Annotated in this window: 16 protein-coding genes; 9 read left to right on the forward strand and 7 right to left on the reverse strand. The window is 72.6% G+C overall.

Features of this window, described 5'->3' with window-relative positions; genetic code table 11:
- Nucleotides 1–50: 50 nt before the first annotated feature.
- The gene (locus ACFVW8_RS28030) at nt 51–1,676 is read right to left on the reverse strand and encodes a hypothetical protein (RefSeq protein WP_389694726.1); all 1,626 of its coding nucleotides are present in this window, start codon (nt 1,674–1,676) and stop codon (nt 51–53) included.
- Nucleotides 1,677–1,714: 38 nt separating this feature from the next.
- Complete coding sequence (locus ACFVW8_RS28035) at nt 1,715–1,909, reverse strand: hypothetical protein (RefSeq protein WP_018103962.1); 195 nt, start codon at nt 1,907–1,909, stop codon at nt 1,715–1,717.
- A gap of 313 nt (nt 1,910–2,222) precedes the next feature.
- Here ACFVW8_RS28035 and ACFVW8_RS28040 point away from each other — a divergent pair, with 313 nt between their 5' ends.
- The 5 genes from ACFVW8_RS28040 (at nt 2,223) to ACFVW8_RS28060 (ending at nt 12,027) form a co-directional block, all read left to right on the forward strand.
- Entirely contained in the window at nt 2,223–2,615 is a 393-nt protein-coding gene (locus tag ACFVW8_RS28040) for an ankyrin repeat domain-containing protein (protein ID WP_389694728.1), read from the forward strand.
- A 221-nt stretch (nt 2,616–2,836) separates the two neighbouring features.
- Nucleotides 2,837–4,255 carry a HEAT repeat domain-containing protein gene (locus tag ACFVW8_RS28045; RefSeq protein ID WP_389694730.1) on the forward strand — a complete coding sequence of 473 codons (1,419 nt, stop codon included), beginning with the start codon at nt 2,837–2,839 and terminating at the stop codon, nt 4,253–4,255.
- Nucleotides 4,256–4,514: 259 nt separating this feature from the next.
- On the forward strand, nt 4,515–6,041 hold the full coding sequence (locus ACFVW8_RS28050; RefSeq protein WP_389694732.1) for a hypothetical protein: 1,527 nt from the start codon (nt 4,515–4,517) through the stop codon (nt 6,039–6,041).
- 124 nt (nt 6,042–6,165) lie between these two features.
- Entirely contained in the window at nt 6,166–7,086 is a 921-nt protein-coding gene (locus ACFVW8_RS28055) for a hypothetical protein (protein WP_389694734.1), read from the forward strand.
- 69 nt (nt 7,087–7,155) lie between these two features.
- Complete coding sequence (locus ACFVW8_RS28060) at nt 7,156–12,027, forward strand: hypothetical protein (protein ID WP_389694736.1); 4,872 nt, start codon at nt 7,156–7,158, stop codon at nt 12,025–12,027.
- A gap of 84 nt (nt 12,028–12,111) precedes the next feature.
- On the opposite strand, the gene ACFVW8_RS28065 is transcribed toward ACFVW8_RS28060, so the two are convergent.
- On the reverse strand, nt 12,112–12,594 hold the full coding sequence (locus tag ACFVW8_RS28065; RefSeq protein ID WP_389694738.1) for a hypothetical protein: 483 nt from the start codon (nt 12,592–12,594) through the stop codon (nt 12,112–12,114).
- A 402-nt stretch (nt 12,595–12,996) separates the two neighbouring features.
- On the opposite strand from ACFVW8_RS28065, the gene ACFVW8_RS28070 reads away from it, so the two are divergent.
- From ACFVW8_RS28070 to ACFVW8_RS28085, 4 genes are read left to right on the forward strand one after another with little or no spacing between them, the layout of a single operon-like run.
- The gene (locus tag ACFVW8_RS28070) at nt 12,997–15,825 is read left to right on the forward strand and encodes a nitrate- and nitrite sensing domain-containing protein (protein ID WP_389694740.1); all 2,829 of its coding nucleotides are present in this window, start codon (nt 12,997–12,999) and stop codon (nt 15,823–15,825) included.
- Nucleotides 15,822–16,265 (forward strand): roadblock/LC7 domain-containing protein, encoded by a 444-nt coding sequence (locus tag ACFVW8_RS28075; RefSeq protein ID WP_389694742.1) that lies wholly within the window; start codon nt 15,822–15,824, stop codon nt 16,263–16,265. The genes ACFVW8_RS28070 and ACFVW8_RS28075 overlap by 4 nt, the downstream gene beginning before the upstream one ends.
- Nucleotides 16,266–16,274: 9 nt before the next feature.
- Nucleotides 16,275–16,697: a DUF742 domain-containing protein gene (locus ACFVW8_RS28080; RefSeq protein ID WP_389694744.1), complete on the forward strand. Its 423-nt coding sequence runs from the start codon at nt 16,275–16,277 to the stop codon at nt 16,695–16,697.
- Entirely contained in the window at nt 16,678–17,283 is a 606-nt protein-coding gene (locus ACFVW8_RS28085; protein WP_389694746.1) for an ATP/GTP-binding protein, read from the forward strand. The genes ACFVW8_RS28080 and ACFVW8_RS28085 overlap by 20 nt, the downstream gene beginning before the upstream one ends.
- 184 nt (nt 17,284–17,467) lie before the next feature.
- Here ACFVW8_RS28085 and ACFVW8_RS28090 read toward each other — a convergent pair whose 3' ends face one another.
- The 4 genes from ACFVW8_RS28090 to ACFVW8_RS28105 form a co-directional block, all read right to left on the reverse strand.
- Entirely contained in the window at nt 17,468–18,658 is a 1,191-nt protein-coding gene (locus tag ACFVW8_RS28090; protein ID WP_389694748.1) for a lipid-transfer protein, read from the reverse strand.
- On the reverse strand, nt 18,655–19,131 hold the full coding sequence (locus ACFVW8_RS28095) for a Zn-ribbon domain-containing OB-fold protein (RefSeq protein WP_389694749.1): 477 nt from the start codon (nt 19,129–19,131) through the stop codon (nt 18,655–18,657). Before ACFVW8_RS28095 ends, ACFVW8_RS28090 begins: the two co-directional genes overlap by 4 nt.
- Before the next feature lie 49 nt (nt 19,132–19,180).
- Complete coding sequence (locus tag ACFVW8_RS28100; RefSeq protein ID WP_389694751.1) at nt 19,181–19,528, reverse strand: Mpo1-like protein; 348 nt, start codon at nt 19,526–19,528, stop codon at nt 19,181–19,183.
- Nucleotides 19,529–19,646: 118 nt separating this feature from the next.
- Nucleotides 19,647–20,453: a M15 family metallopeptidase gene (locus ACFVW8_RS28105; RefSeq protein WP_389694753.1), complete on the reverse strand. Its 807-nt coding sequence runs from the start codon at nt 20,451–20,453 to the stop codon at nt 19,647–19,649.
- Nucleotides 20,454–20,514: the final 61 nt, after the last annotated feature.

Genomic DNA, 20,514 nt, shown 5'->3' on the forward strand with positions numbered 1-20,514 from the left:
CCCCGGATCACCGGATCCGGGGGCCCTCCCTCACTGCATCACCGCATCCGTCAGTCGCTGACGGTCACCGCCTCCATGGCGACAGAAGCGGTCACGGTGTCCGCAGGCACCTGTTCGGGCGCGGTCCCGGTGTCCTCCGGTACCGGTTCGGGCGCGGTCGCCTCGATCGCGGTCCGCCGTTCGGGCAGCAGGCCGAGCACGGCCTGGCGCTCCGCCTCGCTGGTCGCGTCGTCGTACGGATCGGGGGTGGCCGGCACCTGGATGCGCAGCACCGGGCCGGTGCCGAGCCGTGCGTACCCGCGGCCGGGCGGGACGTCCGGGGTCGGGGTGGTGTGCGGCTCGACGCCCAGCACGGACTCGATCTGGGCGGGGGTGCAGCGGCCGAGCACCACCCGGGCCCGGGTGTGGCTCCGCACGGTGTCACTCAGGCTGTCCAGGCTGTCGAACTGCTCGGTCATGACGACGGTGACGTTGGCGGCCCTGCCGTGCCGCAGGGGCACCTGGAGCAGCTCCTGCGGGTCGGGTCCGCCGTCGGCGGCGGCCAGGTGGCCGAGCACGCTGGGCCGGTCCAGCAGGATCCAGAGCGGGCGCCTGGTGTCCTCCGGGACGGCGTCACCGCACTGCCTGGCCCGGTTGGCCTCGATCAGCCGGCGCTCCGTCTCGTGCGCGGCCCATTCCAGGGTGGCCAGCGCCCCGGCCAGCCCGCACTCCACGGCCAGCACGCCCTCGCGGCCGTTGAAGCATGCGTACTCGCCGGTGCCGCTGCCTTCGATGATCAGGATGTCGCCCTGCTGGAGTACCTGGAGGGCGATGGAGCGCAGCAGCGCGGTGGTGCCGCTGCCGGGCTGACCGGCGATCAGCAGATGCGGCTCCGTGGAGCGTGCGCCGGTCCGCCAGACGACCCCCGGTGCGTCCCGGGTCCCGTCCCCGTCGCTCACCGGGACGGTGCGCTGCACCGCGTCGTCGTCCGTGAAGCCGAGGACGGTCTCGCCGGGGGCGGTGACGAAACGCTGGGCGGTGATCGAGGTGGGCAGGGCGTCGAGCACACTCATGACGAGCTGGTTGCCCTCCTCGTCCCAGCTGAAGTGGTACTCCCGGCCGCGGCCGGACTTGGCGTGCAGCAGCTGCTCGATCCGGGCGCGGGAGGCGGCCTCGCTGTCGGTGAAGTACGCCGGGTACGTCACCCGGAGCCGGGAGACCCGGCCGTCGCCGTCGAACTCGTAGTCGCTGAAGACCTGGTCCCAGTCGCCGCCGTGGGCGAACAGCGGACTGGGGTCGTCAGCCGTGGAGAAGTACGGCACGAGCGCGTCGTACAGAGCCTGCAGGCGCCCGGTCTCCGCCTCGTCAGGGCCGGTCCTGACGGGAGTGCGCTCCCGTCCCTTCCATGCGGCGGCGCCCATCACCGTGACCAGGGCCAGCAGTGACCCGTACGGGATGAGCGCGACCACGAGTACGCAGGCCGCGACGAGGAACAGCGTGGGACCACGCCGGTCCTTGGGCGTCGCGGCCCACTTCTGCCGTCCTGCACCTGCCAGCAGCCGCAGACCACGAGTGATCATGATCAGCGGGTGGAGCACATCGGTGGCGCTGTCGGCGGCCGTGCGCGCGAACTCGCGACTGCGAGTGATCGAAGCGCTGCCGCTGCTCAGAATGCGGGGGAGTGGTCGCCGGGCCACGTCTGTCTCCTGAAGGGGGTGGGAGCGGGAGCGGAGGGTCAGAACTTGATCCCGCCCAGGAGGCCGGCCAGGCTCGCGCCGCCCGCGGTGATGCTCGGTGCGATGGCGGTACCGGCCAGGTAGAAGCCGAACAGGGCGGTGACGAGGGCGTGCGACGCCTTGAGGCCGTCCTTCCTGAAGAACAGGAAGACGATGATGCCGAGGATGACGACGCCTGACATGGAAAGGATCATGAGTGGTTCTCCTGGTTGGGGGGACAGTCACCATGAGTCCTTCCAGGGTCACCGGAAGTATCTATAGGATAAAAGGTGCAAGTGGGTGAAAAATGGGCTTTTTCACTGAACTGGCGGACAGCGTGACGCAGGTCGGGACGGTTTTCGGGGTCACGCATCGCTTCGTCGTCACTGGACGTGATCTTTTGCCGTAGGTGGGCAGGGGCATGTGTGTGTCCGGGCAGTACTCTGTCGATTCACCCGTACGGCCCCGAGGCGGATTCCCCCACGGGCCGGCGGCGGCGAAATCGGTTATTGGAAGGCGGTCCCCCCGATGAGCGAAACCCCTGATCCCGAGGTGGTGGAGCTGGCGACCAAGGTCTTCGACCTGGCGCGCCACGGCGACACCGAGACACTCGCGGCCTACGTCGACGCCGGAGTTCCCGCGAACCTCACCAACGACCGGGGCGACTCGCTGCTGATGCTCGCCGCCTATCACGGACACGCCCTCGCGGTCACGGCTCTGGCCGGCCGCGGCGCGGACCCGGACCGGGCGAACGACCGGGGGCAGACGCCGCTCGCCGGAGCCGTCTTCAAGGGCGAGGACGCGGTGATCGCGGCCCTGCTCGCCGCGGGAGCCGATCCTGCGGCCGGAACACCCTCCGCCCTGGACACCGCACACATGTTCGGCAAGGCCGACCTGCTGGAACTCTTCGGTTCCCGCTGACCGGGTCCGCCGTAAATGTGGTCGCGGTGGCGAAATGGCTGGGTCATCATGACGTCGCGGGCCCGATTCGGGCCACCGACGAGAGGCAGAGGAAGATGGTCTACACCAGGCAGAAGACGGCGGTCGGCCGATCATGTTGCTGCGCGGCCTAGAGGGGCGTCCCGCCCACGTGGAACTGCACAGTCCCGGTTGCGTCGACAGCTTGATGTGAGGCTTTCCCCATGTTCGATCCGTTCATAGCGCCGAGCGGCACCCTGCTCGGCCTGCTGCAGAGGGGCCGTGGCGACGGCACGCTCCACGCGCTCGCCGCACCGCGCCCCGAGGCCCTGGCGGCTCTCAACCACTGCGTCCTGAGCGATCCGCGCCACGACTGGCAGATGGAGAACCGCTCCCTCTACTACGCCCGCCTGTATCTCGACCTCGACGGCGGTATCGAGGAGATCGAGCGGCACCTCGACGATCCCGACGACCACCTCGACACGGACGAGTCACGGACCGGCCTGGCCCTCGCCGTACTCGGCCACCTCGCCTCGTACGGCCGCGACGACGCCCTGGCCCTGCTGCGGCGCTACGCCGCGACCGGTTCCAACTGGGCCTGGGCCCTGGACGAGCTGGCCCTGCGTGACGACGACGCCGGACTCCGTTCCCTCGCCGCGCCCGTGCTCGCCCGCTTCGCCACCGACGCGGAAGGGGCCGCCGAGCTGGCGGCCACGGTCCGTGACGCCTTCGAACCCCGGCCCTGGCGGCTCTGGGCCGACGACCCCCGCGAAGCGGTCGGCGCCCGGGTCAGGGTCGCATCCGAACAGGGCTCGTTCGACCGCTGGCAGCGGCAGATGCGGCCCGGAGGACCCCGCCCCGGCTGGAGCGTCCAGGCCGTTTTCGACTGGGCCCAACAGGGGCTCGACCGGGGCAGCGATCTCCATGTGCCGGCCGCCCGCTGCCTCGCCGCCGTCGCGGGGCCCGAGGACCGGCCCGTGATCGTCGAGGCCGCCCGCAGCGGTCCCGACGGCGCTCGTTGCGCAGCCCTGCACTATCTGACCGAGGCCCAGGATCCGGCCGTGCTCGACCTGATCGAGGCCGCTGCGGTCAGCTCGTCGCGCACGGTCGCCGACGCGGCCGTCGCCGCCTTCGAGCGGATGTGCGGCGAAGCGGCCGTCGACCGCGCCCGGCGCTGGGCCCGACGGCCCGACGCGCTCGGCGCCTCGGCAGCCGGAGTGCTGGCCGGACGCGGCGGCGCACAGGACGCACCCCTGGTCCTCGGCGCGCTGCGCGAAGCCGTACGCGGCGACGGGCCGGACGCTCCCCGGCTGTGGACCCTGGTCGACGGCACCGGACGCCTCGGCATCGCCTGCGCGGCTCCCGTGCTCCGCCACGTCTACCGCGAGACGTCCTCCTCCCACCTGCGGGGCCGGGCCGCCCGCGCACTGGCCGCCACCGACCCCTCCTTCCCCACCGGATTCGCCGTCGAGTGCCTGTGGGACTGCGAGGAGACGACCCGCGAGGTCGCCGCACGCCACGCGGAGACCGGAGACATCAGGGTGGCCGAGCGGCTGCGCCGGCTGGCCGCCGACCCGGCCGAGGAGGCCGAGGTCCAGACGGCCGTGCGCAGCAGGATCGGTCCGGACGCACCCGCCGTCTGACCGGGGCGGGAACAGCAAGGGTGTTGCGCGTCGGGGGCGCGCGGCGCGACGCCGCCGGACCGGCACACGGCCGGGGCGCCACATCACCGAGGCTGTGTGCGGCCGGAGTTGCGGCCCGCGCCGAGGGCCGGTGAGCGGCTGCGGCCGAGGACCGCCGGGCCGCGTGGAGCCGTCCGGGAGGGCATGACCGACTCCGGGGCAACCAGCCGCTTCTGCGCCGTTTCGACCGTTGTCAGTCCGAGGACCTAATCTGTGCAGCGTGACTTCGCCTGCCTACACGGAAAACGCTGCGCCCCAGCTCAGCGCGGGGCCCCGGCCCGCCCCGGGCCCGGCCGCCGACGAGGGGCTCTCGCGGCGGCTGCGCGCGCTCGCCTGCACGGCGCCGCTGCACGACCTCGACGTGCGCAAGGCGAACCTGGCCGGTGAGTTCACCGTCTACGCGATGGCCGAGGTCGCTCTCGCCGCGATCGACCTCGTCACACTCAACATGGACTTCGACACCGGAGCCGACCACGACCAGATAGTGACCAGACTCCTCCCGCGCGTCGCCGCGCAGGCCCCACGCCGCCCGGTCGCCGAGCACGAACGGGTCGCCCGCTGGGTGCTGGAGAACCTGATCAACGTCGGGAGTGTGGACCGCGGCTTCCGCGCCGTCTACGGCACCTTCGGTCCGGACGGCACATACGTCCGCCGGGACTACGACTTCAAGCTGATCGAGGAAGTCCCGGGATACGGCGGCAGCGTCTACCTACGGGCCACCGACGAGGCGGTCAACGTCCTGGTGGGCGCCCTCGACACGGACGTCACCAGCGCCCAGATCGCCGCCGAGGTGAAGCTGGAGGTCCTGATCAGCCGCGGCCGTCTCGCCGACGCCCAGCTCGCCGCCGAGCAGGCCCGCTACCGGACCGTGCAGTACGCGGAGACCCTCCGCAAGACGCTCGACGCGACCCGGCGCAACGTCCGGGCGGTCGACTGGCTCAACGCCGTGCCCGACATGATCGCCGAGGCCCTGGACCACGTCGCCGACCGCTACCGCCACGAGAACGCCATCCTCACCAACATCCGCAAGGCCCGTGACGAGGCCGAGGAGCCCGAGCACAAGCGCCGCGCCGCCGAGCTCGTCGACATCGTGAAGGACTGCATCCGCCGCCACACCCAGCTGCAGTCGCGGCTGCTGGAGGCCGGACCGCTGTTCCGCGCCGAGCAGGACCGGCAGGCGTTCGCCCAGCCGGCCGCCCGCACCGGTCTCGACCTGTACGGACAGCTGCTGGCACCGCTGCTGCCGCTCCCCGTCGAGCAGGCGATCCGCGCCACCGACGCGTTCTTCGCGCACGGCACCGGGCTGCGCACCCCCACCTCCGTGCGGGTCGGTGACCTGGTCGACATGCTGCTGACCCCGCCGCTGGAGCGCGAACACCTGGGCGCCGAGATGCCCGAACCCGATCTGATCGCCACCCCGGCCGACAGCCGCTTCAGCGAGGAACAGCTGGCGAGCGCCATGGAGCTGCTGGATCTGGAGCACGACGCACCGCGCCGCCTCTCCGGCCTGCTGGCCGAGGCCAGGCGGCGTGATCCCGAGCTCCCGTACCTGGTCGCCCTGCTCGCGGTGCACGCGGCGAGCCCGCCGGTCGGCACCGCCTATCGGCAGGGCGAGCGCCGCCTGCTCTTCTCCGTCGACGACGGGACGCAGCTGGAGGACCCCGAATTCGGCGGCGCCGACCTGATCGTGGGCACGGCACTGCTGGACGCGGCCGGCACGACGGCGGACCGCTCGGAGGCCGCATGAGGGCGCCGCGGCCCGACAGGACCGCTGCCGCGAGCACCGCCGCCGGTCCGCACCGCGCGGCGCCCGGGCAGACCCGGCCCGCCCATCCCGTACCGAACCCCGTCCGCAGCAAGGAGCGCCCCTCGTGAGCGACCACCGCGCAGAGCACACCGACGCGTGGGGCGAGCAGACCGCCGCGTACCCGGCCGACCGGACCGCGACCGCACAGCCGGCCGCACCCGCCGCCGTCACCCCGGCCGATGCCGCCGACGCCGCCCGGCTCGTCGCCTTCGGACTCCAGCCCAAGCTGCTGCCCGCCCGCGACGCCGAGTACGCCGAACTGCTGCGCCGCTACCGGGAGGAGCCGGCCTTCGCCCGGCTCGCCGACGCCGTGGCCACCGGGCTCGGCCTCATCGTGCTCGAGGTGTCCACCCGGGCCGGCATGGCCGTCACGGCGGGCGAGGACTCGGTCTTCGCCGTACGCATGGGTGACTACGCCCGCCGGGCCTCCCCGGACTCCGCCGACCGTTTCCTGCACGGGCTCGCCCACCTGGCCGTCGCAGCGATGGCCTTCCCGCGCCCCGAGGATCTCGCCGACGACGCGTACATCGGCCGGATCACGGTCAACGGCGTCGACGCCTTCGTACGCCAGGCGTGCCACCGTCTGGAGGAGCGCGCCGAGGAGCACGGCGACAACACCGACCCGGCCAGTGACGCCCCCGGCCTGGAGGCCGGCTGGCGGGTCTACGCCCGGCGCAGCTCCACCGGAGCGACGAAGGACGCCCGGCGGCTGGCCGGTTCGACCACCGGCATCGTCGGCAAGGCCGTCGCCTTCCTCACCGACTCCGGTTTCCTCCAGCGCACCGGGGACGACGCCGGCGGAGCCTTCCGCACCACCGCCCGCTACCAGTTGCAGGTCCGGGACATGGCAGGAAGCGCCGCCATGGCCGAACTGCTGGAACTGGGCGTGGTACCGGTCACCGACGGGTCCGCGACGCTGCTTCCGCCACCCGACCCCGACGACCTGGAGCTGGCGGCCGACGCAGGCCTGCCCTTCCACGGCTGACCGGCCCCCACGGCCGGCCCCGCCACCGACGTCTCCCTCCCGCTGCCTGAACGACGAGAGTCCGCCGCCATGTACGAGCTGTCCCGGGTCCGCCTCTACTCCATCGGGCCTGCCGGTGCGCGCTACGCCGACACCGTGCTTGACCTGCGCGGGGTCGGCGAGCCAGTGCCCCACCCCGCACCGGCGCAGGCGGAGTTCTTCGAGGAGGAACCGGTCGGCCCGCCGCGCCGCCCCGCCCCCGCCGGAGTGCTCTTCCTGGAGAACGGCGGCGGCAAGTCCGTCCTGCTGAAGCTGATCTTCTCCGTGATGCTGCCCGGTCACCGCAACACCCTCGGCGGCGCCAGCTCGGGCGTACTGCGCAAGTTCCTGCTCGCCGACGACTGCGGACATGTCGCGCTGGAGTGGCAGCACACCCTGACCGGCGAGTGCGTCGTCGTCGGCAAGGTCAGCGAGTGGCGCGGGCGCCAGGTCTCCAACGATCCCAGGAAGTTCGCCGAGGCCTGGTACTCCTTCCGGCCCGGCCCCGGACTCAGTCTCGACTCGCTGCCCGTCGCCGAGGCGACCTCGGTGGGCCGCCCCGCCGAAGGCGTCTCCGGTGCCCGTGGCCGGCGCCGCACCATGAAGGGCTTCCGCGACGCGCTCACCGAGGCGGGCAAGTTCTACCAGCACCTCGACGTGCACTGGGAGGAGATCCACGACCGCTGGAACGAGCACCTCGGCGACATCGGCCTGGACCCCGAACTCTTCCGCTACCAGCGCGAGATGAACGCCGACGAGGGCGAGGCCGCCGGACTCTTCGCCGTCAAGAAGGACTCCGACTTCACCGACCTGCTGCTGCGTGCCGTCACCGACACCCGCGACACCGACGGCCTGGCCGACCTCGTCAGCGGCTTCGGCAACAAACTGGGCCGCCGCGCGGAACTCACCGCCGAGCGCGACTTCACCGCGGGCTCCGTCGACCTGCTCGGCCGCATCGTCGAGGCGACCGCAACGCGCTCGCGGACCCGGGACGTCCACGCCGGAGCCGAGCGTCGCACCCGCACCCTGGCCCGCAGGCTCTCCGCCCGCGCCGCCGAGGAGCGTGGCCGGACCGCGGAGCTCGCCCAGCAGGTCACCGGCGCGGCCCACACCGTCACCGGCGCCGAGCAGACCCGAGGCCGCGCCGCCCTGATCGCCGCCGAACTCGCCTACCGGCATGCCTCCCTGGCCCTCACCGCGGCCGAGAAGAGCGCGGCGGCCCAGCGCAAGGAGCTGGGCGACGCCCGCACCCTGCACTCCGCCTGGCAGGCCGCCGAGGCCGTACTGCGGCACCGTGCCGCCGCCGACCGCGCCGCGCGCGTCGCCGTCGCCATCCGCGAAGCCGAGCGCGACGCGGCCCCGGCACTGGCCGCACGCGCCACCGCGGCGGCCGATCTCGTACGGGCCCTGCACACCGCCGCCGAGGCGGGCGAGAGCGTGGCCAACGAGGAGGAGGCCCGCTCCGAGACCCTTCAGTCCACGGGCGAGGCCGCGCACCGCGACGCCACCACCGCCGCCACCGAGGCCCAGCGTGCCCGCAGCGAGGTCGGCCACCTGCGCCAGCGTCTCGCCGAGGTCGAGCAGGAGACCGCCGAAGCGGTCCGGGCCGGCTGGCTCGACGACACCGCACCCAACGCCGACCCGGCCCGTGCGGCCCTCGCCGCGAACGACGCCGAACAGTCCGCGGTGGCCGCCTGGGACACCGCACGCGAGGCCGCGGGCTCCGCGGCGGACCGGTCCCGGCAGGCAGCAGCCGCCGAGAGCCGCGCCGAACTCGCCGCGGCACGGGCCGCCGACGGCGCGCGTGCCGCAGAGCAGGCCTACGAGGCCGAGCTCAGGGCGGCCGAGTCGATCGCCGCCGAGCACCGTCTCGCCGACCTGCTCGGCCTGCCCACGCAGAGCAGCGGCGTACCCCGGCCGAGGCGCGGCGCGACCGGGCCCGAATCCGAGAGCGGGACCGGCACCGAGGAGCGGGAACCCACCCAGGAGGGCCCGGACGGGGACGGACCGGCAGCCGGCACCGCAGGCGACGGCACGGAACTCGCCGCGCACGGCACCCACACCGTCACGGCCCGCCAGTCCCGCGCGGCCGAACAGCCGCTCAACGCAGCCGAGTTCGACCGCAACGCCGACGAGCTGCGCGAGCTCCTCGACCAGGGCGTCAGCTCTGCCGAACGCCGTCTCTTCGAGCTGCGCACCGCGGCCGCCGACGACTCCCGCATCCTGGGTGCGCTCGGCGACGGCGGACTGCTGCCGCCCGGCCCCGACGTCCTCGCGACCGTCGAGTACCTCGGCGAGCACGGCATCCCCGCCCTGCCCGGCTGGCGCTACCTCGCCCAGGCCGTCGACCCCGCCGACCACGCCGTCGTCCTCGCGGCCCGCCCCGAACTCGTCGACGGCGTGGTCATCACCGACCCGGACGCACACGCCCGAGCCCGTGAGGTCCTCGCCGCCGCCGCCCTGCTGCCGCGTTCCGCAGTGGCCGTCGGCACCGCCGCTGCCCTGCTCGCACCCGTCCCGGAGCCCGGCACCGGCTCCGCCGCGAACGGCGAGGGGGTCTTCCTCGTCCCGCCGAACCCGGCCATGCACGACGAGCATGCCGCGGACGAGGAGCGGCACGCGCTCAGGAGCCGTGCCGCCGCTCGCGACGAGGACATCCGCACCCTCGCGGCCCGTCTCACCGCCGACCGCGCGCTCGCCGCCCGGATCGGCTCCTGGCGGGTGGACTGCCCGCCCGGCAGGCTCACCGAACTGGCGGAAGCGGCCGGCAGTGCCCGTACGGCCGCCGAGACGGCCGAGGCCGCGCTCGCCGAGGCCCGTACCGTGCGCGCCGAGGCCGACGAGTCCGCCGCGGACGGTGCCCGGGTCCGCGACGAGCGCCAGGAGGCCGCCCAGCGCGCCCGCCGGGCCGCCGACGCACTCGCCGGACTTGCCTTCCGCCTCCGCGAACGGGCGGGCTGGCAGACGAAGCTGCGCGAGCTGGTCGACGAGGCAGCGGAGTCCGAGGCCCGCGCCACCGCCTGTCTGGAGCGCGCCAGAGCCGCCGACGAGGACCGCAGGGCCGCCCAGCGCGCCGCCGACGACGCCCGCAGGACCGCCCGCGCCCTGCGGGCGGAGCGGGCCGAGATCGCCGGTGCGCCCGAGCACCTCCCGGAGCCCGCACCGGATGCCCCGCGCCACGCGCTGCCCGCCCTGCGCGAGGCCTACCGGGCGGCGTCCCAGCTCTACGAGAAGGTCGGCGTCGGCGCGGATCTGCGCGCCGAACAGTCCCGGGCGGAGAGCGACGAGAGCGCCGCACTGGCCGAGCTCGACCGGCTCACCAACAAGGTCCGCACCCGGGCCGCCCAGCTCCTGGAAGGGACGGACGGCGCCGACGGCCCGTCCCGGCAGGCGGCCGTCGCCCGCGCCGAATCCCTGGTCCAGCTCCTGGAGACCCGTGCGTCGGCCGCCAGCGAGCAGCTGGGCAGGCTCCGCGGCGAAGCCGAGCGGCTGGCCCCGGCCGACGGCGAGAGCCTCCACACCGAACTCCCGGGCGAACAGGTCCCCGCCGACGCCGAACAGGCCCAGGCACTCCTGCGCACCGCCACGGCCGAGCTGGCCTCCGCCACCGCGTCCCTGGACACCGCCAGGGCGGCCCACGCCGAGCTGCTGCACGCCCACCGCACCGCCGAGGACTCCGCCGGCGGCTTCGACGAGACCGCGGCCCTGCTGCGCGACCTCCTCAGGGACCACGGCGACGACGAACCCGAGACCCCCGAGCCGTACCCCGGCAGCCTCGACGAGGCCCGGCAGTCCGCCGCCGAGGCCCGGCGCTCACTGCGCGGCTGCGCCGCCGACCTGTCCACCGCGGAAGCGGCGGTACGGGAGGCGAGCGATGTACTGGTCCGGCACGCCAACTCCACCCGCTACGAGCAGGTCCGCACCCCGGCCCGCCAGCAGATCCGTGAACTCCCGGCCGCCGCACTGCCCGAGCACGCGGAGACGTGGGCCATCGCCTTCGCCCCCAGGCTCCGGGTCCTCACGGACGAACTGGCCCAGCTGGAACGCAACCGCGACTCCATCGTCGACCGGCTGCGCGGCCTGGTGGACTCCGCGCTCACCACGCTCCGCTCCGCCCAGCGGCTCTCCCGGCTCCCCGAGGGACTGGGGGAGTGGTCCGGTCAGGAGTTCCTCCGTATCCGCTTCGAGGAGCCCGACCAGGCGACGCTGACCGAACGGCTCGGCGAGGTCATCGACGAGGCCACCAAGGCGGCCCTGAAGAAGAACTCCGACCTGCGCCGGGACGGCATGTCCCTGCTGCTGCGCGGCGTGCAGGCGGCGCTGGAGCCCCGGGGCATCGCCGTGGAGATCCTCAAGCCGGACGCGGTGCTGCGCGCCGAACGGGTCCCGGTCGGGCAGATGGGAGACGTCTTCTCCGGCGGCCAGCTGCTGACCGCCGCCATCGCCCTGTACTGCACGATGGCCGCACTGCGCAGCAACGACCGGGGCCGCGACCGGCACCGGCACCAGCACGCGGGAACGCTGTTCCTGGACAACCCCATCGGCCGTGCCAACGCCACCTATCTGCTGGAGCTCCAGCGTGCCGTGTCGGACGCGCTGGGCGTGCAACTGCTCTACACCACAGGGCTGTTCGACACGACGGCGCTCGCCGAATTCCCCCTGGTGATCAGGTTGCGCAACGACGCCGATCTGCGGGCCGGGCTGAAGTACATCAGCGTCGAGGAGCACCTGCGCCCCGGACTGCCGCAGCAGGACCCGGGAGCCGAGACGGTGCACGGGGAGATCACCGCCACCCGCATGTTCAAGCGCACCGCGCCTGCGCCCGAGGCGCTCCCGGCCCCCGCCGCGAGCCCGTCCGCCGAAGACGTGCCGGATACGGCCCCGGAACCGGATACCGCCCCGCAGCCCGGCACGGACCGATAAGGAGAAGCGCGGGCTCGACCGGCCTGCTGCGCTCCGGCGGCGCCTCGCGCTCAGTCAGCCGCGCGGCCCGGTCGTCACCGGCGCTCAGGCCCGGGACAGCCTGCGCGCAGCGCCCCGCCGGCGTATCCGCGCACTGTCCCGCTGCTCGGTCCGGGCGGCGCGCCTGGCTCTGCGCCTCTCGCGGCGCAGCTGCCGGGCGGAGCTGCTCGGTATCGACACCACGCCGTTGCGCTGGTTCCACACCTGCCGGGTGACCCACACATCCAGTACCGACCAGGTCGCGACGACCGTACTGGCCACGCTGCTCAGCACCATCGGGAAGGCCAGCCAGGACCCTGTCAGCGTGGACAGGAAGGCCACCATCGCCTGGATGATCGTCAGTGACATGATCAGCACGGCCCGCACGGCCGACCTGCGCACCGGGTCAGGCATCCGCCGCCGCAGCGCGGGCTCCTCGACCCAGAGCGGCTGCCGGGGGATCACCGGCCGCCCCGGCGCCACCGCGGGCTCCGGACCCTGCGCCGCCCGGGCCGGCGCCGCCGTGCCATGACGCTCTTGCGTGTCCAAGGACTTTCAACTCCCCACCGCTGTCCGACTTCAGGGTTGCTGCCCGGCATGCACCGTTTCTACGCGGACGGAACGCCCCGTCCTGCCGAACGCGCCCCTTCAGCCCCCTTACCCCCGTACAGACAGACGAGTGCCAGGCTGTGAAGATTCCCCCGAACCGGCACGGAACGAAGAATTCCAGCCAACTGGAGCGGAGAGGGATGTGGGGCTCTGGCTGGACCCTTCTGTCTCTTTCGCGAATTTCATCTCCAGGAATACCAGGACAACCCATGGTCAACTCCCAGCAAGGCGGCCGAAAATCGTCCGGACAGGCCTTCGAGTTGTCTGTGTGTCAGTAGTAGGCTCGCGCCGTTTGTTGACGGAACACCATCACCGCCCCGCGGGGCCGAGCTGGGGGAGGCCATGCGCTTTCGCGGAAAGTCCATCCGCAGGAAGATCGTGGCGTTGCTTCTGGTGCCGCTCGTCTCCCTCACTGCACTATGGGGGTTCGCCACCTATCTGACCGGTCGCGAGGCCGGCCAGCTGATGAGCGCGAGCACCGTGGTGGAGAAGATAGGCCACCCCCTTGAGGACACCGTCCGCGCCATCCAGAACGAGCGCCGGCAGACCCTCGTCTACCTCGCGGACCCACGCGCCTCCGACGCCCTGCCGGTCCTGCGCCACCAGCGCGCGGCCACCGACCGGGTCGTGGAACAGGTCAACAGGAGCGCCCGGCAGAAGGACATCCGGGACGCACTGCGCCCCGAAGCGGAGACCGAGCTCAGCTCGGTCCTGGGCGCCGCCGAGGGCCTGCAGGCGCTCCGCGACTCCGTCGACAAGCGCACCATCGGCCGGGCCAAGGCGATGGACTACTACAACGGACTCATCGACCCCGCCTACCGCTTCCTGACCGGTCTCCACGTCATGGAGAACGTGTCGATGGACAAGCAGGTCCGCGCGCTGGCTGGCGTCTCGCGCGCCCGCGAAATGCTCGCCAGGGAAGACGCACTCGTCGCCTCGGGTCTCCTCGCGGGGCGGCTGACAGCCCCCGAACTCCGGCAGATCTCCGACCTCGTCGCCAAGCGCGGACTGCTGTACGAGATCAACCTCGATGTGCTCCCCGCCTCGGAGCGCCGCCGCGTCGAGCAGTACTGGGCGAGCCCGGACAGTGAGCCCCTGCGCTCCGCAGAGGAGAAGCTCATCTCCCAGGGCCCCACCCGGGACCCCAGAACGGTCGACGCCGCACGCTGGCAGGAAGTCGCCCCGCCGGTCCTGGACCGGCTGGCCAACGACTCGACCGAGATGAACAACCGCTTCCAGGACCGCGGCCGGCCCGCCGGCTACGGCGTCCTGATCAAGGCGGGCATCGCCGGCGTACTGGGATTCCTGGCCCTGCTCGTCTCCGTCTTCGTCTCCGTGCGCATCGGCCGCGAACTCGTCCGCGACCTCTCACGTCTGCGCAAGGACGCACACGAGGTCTCCGGAGTGCGCCTGCCGAGCGTGATGCGCCGCCTCGCCGCGGGTGAACACATCGACGTCGAGACCGAGTCCCCGCACCTGCGCTACGAGCGGGACGAGATCGGCCAGGTCGGGCAGGCCCTCAACATCCTGCAGCGGGCCGCGGTCGAGGCCGCGGTCCGGCAGGCCGACATGCGCCGCGGGGTGTCCGAGGTGTTCGTCAACCTCGCTCGCCGCAACCAGGTGCTGCTGCACCGCCAGCTGACCCTCCTGGACAGCATGGAGCGCCGGACCGAGAACACCGAGGAACTCGCCGACCTGTTCCGCCTCGACCACCTGACCACGCGTATGCGGCGCCACGCCGAGGGCCTGGTGATCCTCTCCGGAGCCGCACCGTCCCGGCAGTGGCGCAAGCCCATCCAGCTGATGGACGTGGTGCGTGCAGCGGTCGCCGAGGTGGAGGACTACGAACGCATCGAGGTCCGCAGGCTGCCGCGGATCGGAGTGGGCGGTCCCGCCGTCGCCGACCTCACCCACCTGATCGCCGAACTCCTGGAGAACGCCACGGTGTTCTCGCCCCCGCACACAGCGGTCCAGGTGCACGGCGAGCGTGTGGCCAACGGATTCACCCTGGAGATCCACGACCGCGGGCTCGGCATGCCCCCGGAACTCCTGCTGGACGCCAACCTCCGGCTCGCCGAGACACCCGAGTTCGAGCTGTCCGACACCGACCGGCTCGGTCTCTTCGTCGTGAGCCGGCTGGCCCAGCGGCAGAACGTCCGGGTGTCGCTGCAGACCTCGCCCTATGGGGGCACCACCGCGGTCGTCTTCATCCCGGGGGCGCTCCTGACCGACGCACCCGAGTCGCACGGCACCGGATTCCGCCTCGACCGCAGGTCCGAGAAGGCGGTCACCAGCAGCAGGCCGGGCCGCGACGCGGCGGGCGGCGACAAGGAAGGCGCCGGCACGTATCCCCGTGCCACCGACGGCCGCACTCCCAACGGCCTCTCACCGGTGCCCACCGGCCTGGGGGACCCGGAGCTGCTGAACGGCCCGGTCGAGCTCGAAGGCCCGGTCGGCCCCCTGGACTTCGCCAGCGACCCGGTCCTCGAAGCCGTCGCCGGATCCGGGATCGACCCGGTACTGGACGGGGTGTCCGACCTGGAGGACACCGAGAGCGAGCGCGGCGGCATCTTCCGGGCCCGTGAGTTCCGGCGCGACGGCGAGCGCGACCAGCATCAGCAGGCCGCCGACCTGGCCGAGGATCCGGACGGTGTCCGGGACCTGCGCCCGGACGGCATCAGGCCGCTGCCCCGCCGCAAACCGCCGACCCTGGTCACCGACCGGGGCCGCCGGATCGACGAGAACGGCCGCGCCCACCCCGCGGCCGCCGACCCGCAGAGCACGCGCCCCGCACCGGACCGGCCCGGCGGGCCCCGGCAGTCCGACGGTTCCCGGGAACGCACCGGGCAGCCCACCCCCCTGGTGCCGGCGCCCCGCTCGGAGACACCCGCCAGGGCCCCGGTGCGCGCTGCGGAGACGGTCGGCGGGCTGCCGCGCCGGATCCGGCAGGCCAGCCTCGCCCCGCAGCTCCGCGAAGGATCCCCCGGCCGCACCGCCGAGCCGGACCCGGTGGAGCCGGTGGAGGACATCGAGCGCGACGCCGACGAGGTTCGGGCCCGCATGGCCTCGCTCCAGCGCGGCTGGCAGCGCGGCCGCCTGCAGAACGCCGAGGACGCGACCGGCCCCGGTGACACAGCACAAGGAACCACTCCGGGAGGGGACGGTCCATGACCGCACCGAACGCCGCAGCACCCAACTCAGCACGCCAGGGGTCCGGTGAGCTCAACTGGCTCCTCGACGAACTCGTCGAGCGCGTCGCCAGCATCCGCAAGGCGCTGGTGCTCTCCAGCGACGGCCTCCCCACCGGCGCGTCCAAGGACCTCACGAGGGAGGACGGCGAGCATCTGGCGGCCGTGGCCTCCGGGTTCCACAGCCTCGCCAAGGGGGTGGGGCGGCACTTCGACGCAGGCCGGGTCCGCCAGACCGTCGTCGAACTCGACGAGGCGTTCCTGTTCGTCACGGCGGCCGGCGACGGCAGCTGTCTTGCCGTGCTCGCCGACTCCGACTCGGACGTCGGGCAGGTGGCGTACGAGATGACGCTGATGGTCAAGCGTGTCGGCGCCCACCTGGCCAACTCCCCGCGGGCGACCGGTCTGCCCTCCGGAGGGTGAGTGGATGGCATGAGCGCCGACTCCTCCGGTTCCCCGGCCGCTCCCGGCGGCCCGCAGTCCTCGCGCTGGTACGACGCCGACGCGGGGCCGGTCGTCCGTCCGTACGCGATGACGCGGGGACGTACCAGCAGCGCGTCCCGTCATCGTCTCGACCTGATCGCGATCGTCGTCCCCGAACCCGCGGCCGACGATCCCGGCCGGGACCAGACACTCTCGCCCGAACATGTGGAGATCGTCGAACTGTGCAGCGGCATGCCCCAGTCGATCGCCGAGCTCGCGGCCGGTCTGGACCTCCCCGTCGGGGTGGTCCGGGTGCTGGTCGGTGACCTGGTCGAGGACGAGCTGGTGCATGTGACCCGTCCCGTTCCGCCGGCCGAGCTGCCGGACGTGAACATTCTTCGCGAGGTGATCAATGGCCTTCGGGCGCTCTAGCCGCAACAGGCGGCCCGTGGAGCCCGTTACCCTCAAAATCCTGGTGGCGGGCGGCTTCGGAGTGGGCAAGACAACCATGGTGGGCGCGGTCAGTGAGATCAGGCCGCTGCGTACGGAGGAGAGGCTGACGGAGGCCGGGCGTCCGGTGGACGACCTGCACGGTGTCGAGGCGAAGACCACGACGACGGTGGCCATGGACTTCGGGCGGATCACGCTCCGCGAGGACCTGGTGCTGTATCTCTTCGGCACCCCGGGGCAGGACCGGTTCTGGTTCCTCTGGGACGAACTCGCCCAGGGCGCGCTGGGAGCGGTCGTGCTGGCGGACACCCGGCGTCTGGAGGACTGCTTCGCGGCGGTCGACTACTTCGAACGCCGGGCGATCCCCTTCGCCGTCGCCGTCAACTGCTTCGAGGGAGCCGACCGGTTCCCCACCGCGACGGTACAGGCGGCGCTCGACCTGGATCCGGAGGTGCCGGTGCTCCTGTGCGACGCGCGGGACCGCTCGTCCGTACGGGATGTGCTGGTGGCCGTCGTCGAGCACGCGCTGGCTCGCGCGGACGCACTGCGCGAACCGGCCACGACGTAGCCGCGGAGGCGGCCGGACGGCACCGGAACACGGCACGTACCCCCGCCGACAGGGGTACGTGCCGCGCGTCGTGGGACCGGCCGCGGCGATTGGGAATGGAAGTGTTCACCGCCCCTGAGGGAGCGTCAAGGGCGTGGACGGCAAAGGCAGTCGAAGGTGTGCGCCGGAGCGGGGCGGACCGGTTTCAGCGGACCGCGACGACCGCCGAGCCATGGCCGAACAGCCCCTGGTTCGCGGTGATACCGGCCCGCGCCCCCGGAATCTGACGTGCACCCGCCGTGCCGCGCAGCTGCCAGGTCAGCTCGCAGACCTGGGCGATCGCCTGCGCCGGCACCGCTTCGCCGAAGGAGGCAAGACCACCGCTCGGGTTCACCGGGATGCGCCCGCCGAGCGCCGTCGCACCCTCGCGGACGAGCGCCGCGCCCTCGCCCGCCGGGCACAGCCCGATGTCCTCGTACCACTCCAGCTCCAGCGCCGTGGACAGGTCGTACACCTCGGCCAGCGAGAGGTCCGACGGCCCGATCCCGGCTTCCTCGTAGGCCGCCAGCGCGATGGAGGCGCGGAAGCTCCTGGTCGCGGGCTGCACGGCGACTGCCGAATCCGTCGCGATGTCCGGAAGGTCGAGCACCGCCTTCGGATACGTCGGCGTGACGGTCGAGACGGCACGGATACGGACCGGATCCCGGGCCCCGTGACGCCGGGCGAACTCCATGCTGGACAGCACCAGCGCCGCCGCGCCGTCGGAGGTGGCGCAGATGTCCAGCAGCCGCAGCGGATCGGCGACCACCGCGGAGGCGGCGACCTGCTCGGCGCTCACCGGTGCCCGGTAGCGGGCGTTGGGGTTGAGCGCGCCGGCCGCCGCGTTCTTCACCTTGACCAGCGCGAAGTCCTCCGGAGTGTCCCCGTGCACAGCCATGCGGCGACGGGCGTAGAGGGCGAAGTACGCGGGGTTCGTCGCACCGAGCACCCGGAACCGCAGCCAGTCCGGGTCGTCGGGCCGCTCGCCGCCCGCCGGGGCGAAGAACCCCTTGGGTGCCGCGTCCGCACCCACCACCAGCACCACATCGGCCATTCCGGCCAGGATCTGCGCCCTGGCGGTGTTCACCGCCTGGGCGCCCGATGCGCAGGCCGCGTACACACTGGTGACCCTGGCGCCCTGCCAGCCCAGCGCCTGCGCGAACGTCGCCCCGGCCACGTATCCCGGATATCCGCCGCGCACGGTGTCCGCACCGACCACGGACTGCACGTCCGGCCAGTCGATGCCCGCATCGGCGAGGGCGTTGCGGGCCGCCGTCGTGCCGTACTCCACGAATCCGCGTCCCCACTTGCCCCAGGGGTGCATCCCCGCCCCGAGGACGGCCACGTCCCCGCTCATCGCGCACCGCCCTCGTGGCCGGTGTCCACGGGCCGCCAGTGCCAGGTCGTCCACTCCGTGCCGTCGTCGTCCGGATCCGTGCCCAGCACCCCGGGCACGACCTCGACCGTCATCCCGACAGCGAGATCCGCGACACCGACCCCGGGCGCGGCCTGTCCGAGCACCACCATCCGCTCGGCGGCGAGCTCGACCGCCACCAGCGTGTACGGCTCCCAGGGCACATCCGGGTCGGAGAGGTAGGGGGCCGGCGGGCGATAGCGGCCGTCGGTGTACGACCAGACCGTGCCGCGCCGGGACAGCGGGACCTCGGCCGGCTCGCCGCCCGTGCAGCCCGGATTGCGGCAGAAGCCGTCCTGGCGCGGGAAGAAGACCGAGGAGCAGAGCGGGCATCGGGTGCCCAGCAGCCGGAAGTCCCCGTCGGGGCCGTCGTCGGTGAACCACCCGGCCACCACGGGTATGCGTTTGCGCGGCAAAGGCCCTCCCCAGCACTGGATCTGACGGAACGTCAGAAGTGTGCCACGGTCAGCTGTTGTCGGCGAGCCACTTGGCGGCGGTCTCTGCGAGCTCCCGGTCGCGGCCGGCCAGCATCATCCGGATCATCTGCACGTCGCCGCGCAACGACCAGGCCGGATGCCCGAAGGAGGCCGGGTTGTTCTTCTCGATCAGAAAATGTGCGGGCCAGGCGGTCCCGTACCCGATCAGCGGCAGCGCCGCCGCATACCGCCTGCGTCCGCGCGCCAGACCGTAGGCGGTGATCGCGAGACCGGTCAGGGTGCCGGTCAGATGGACCCAGCGAGTCGCCGCCCGGGAGTGCATCGCGACGTAATAGGGCCAGAATTCCTCGTACGTGTCGAACGTCTGCTGTGACATACGGGCACGGTAATGGCTGAAACGGCAACCGGATACGCCCGGTTCGCGTCCGAGAAGAAGAGCGGGTGGCCGGAACCCACGGGGGTGGTCCCGGTCACCCGTTCCTCCGTTTCGGGTTTCAGTGGCCGGCGACGGACCTGCGGGCCACCGGGAAGTCGAAGTAGGTGTCCGGGAACACCTCCGGCGTGAAGGTGTAGTGCCACCACTCCTCGGCCAGATTGATGAATCCGGCGTCGGTCAGCGTCTTCTTCAGGAACTGCCGGTTGGCGCGCTGCACCCCCTGGATCCGCGGATCGTCCGTGTGCGAGAGCGTGTCGAAACAGTCGAATCCGGTGCCCATGTCGACCGAGTTGTCCGGGAAGCGCTCGGCCTGCGGTGCGTAGCAGGGCACCAGCTCCTGACCCGGCCGGTACGGCGCGGTAGGCAGGGCCGGCAGCTTCACCAGCGTCAGGTCCACCGTGCTGCCCCGGCTGTGCCCGGACTTCTCCGCGATGTAACCGTCGGCGAACAGCCGGGTCTTGTCGACCCGCGGATAGAACTCGCCCTTCATGGTCTCGTCGTCGAGGTCCTTCGCCCACCGGACGAAGTGGTCGACGGCCCGCTGGGGCCGGTAGCAGTCGTACACCTTCAACGAGTAGCCCTGACGCAGCAGCCGGAGCTGGGTCCGGTGCAGCGCCTGGGCCGCGGGCCGGGTCAGGATGCAGAGCGGTTCGCGGTAGCCGTCCACCGGTTCACCCATGAAGTCGTGCGCGGTGGGGTAGCGCATCTCCTGGATGATCGTGGGATCCACCGCACGCAGTGAGACGAACTCCTGGGGGGCTTTCGGCTCGGGCTTCGCCTGTGCCACCGGGGCGGCGGCGGTGACGGCGAGCAGAGTGGCGGCAGTGGCTGCCAAGACACGGAGAGCGGAAGCGATACCTGTCATGAGCACATCGTCCACCAGTCCGGCGGTGCCGGGGAGGAGATCGGATACAGTCCGCGCGTGT

It is taken from the genome of Streptomyces sp. NPDC058221 (genome assembly GCF_042882365.1).
In the GTDB taxonomy this organism is placed as follows: domain Bacteria; phylum Actinomycetota; class Actinomycetes; order Streptomycetales; family Streptomycetaceae; genus Streptomyces.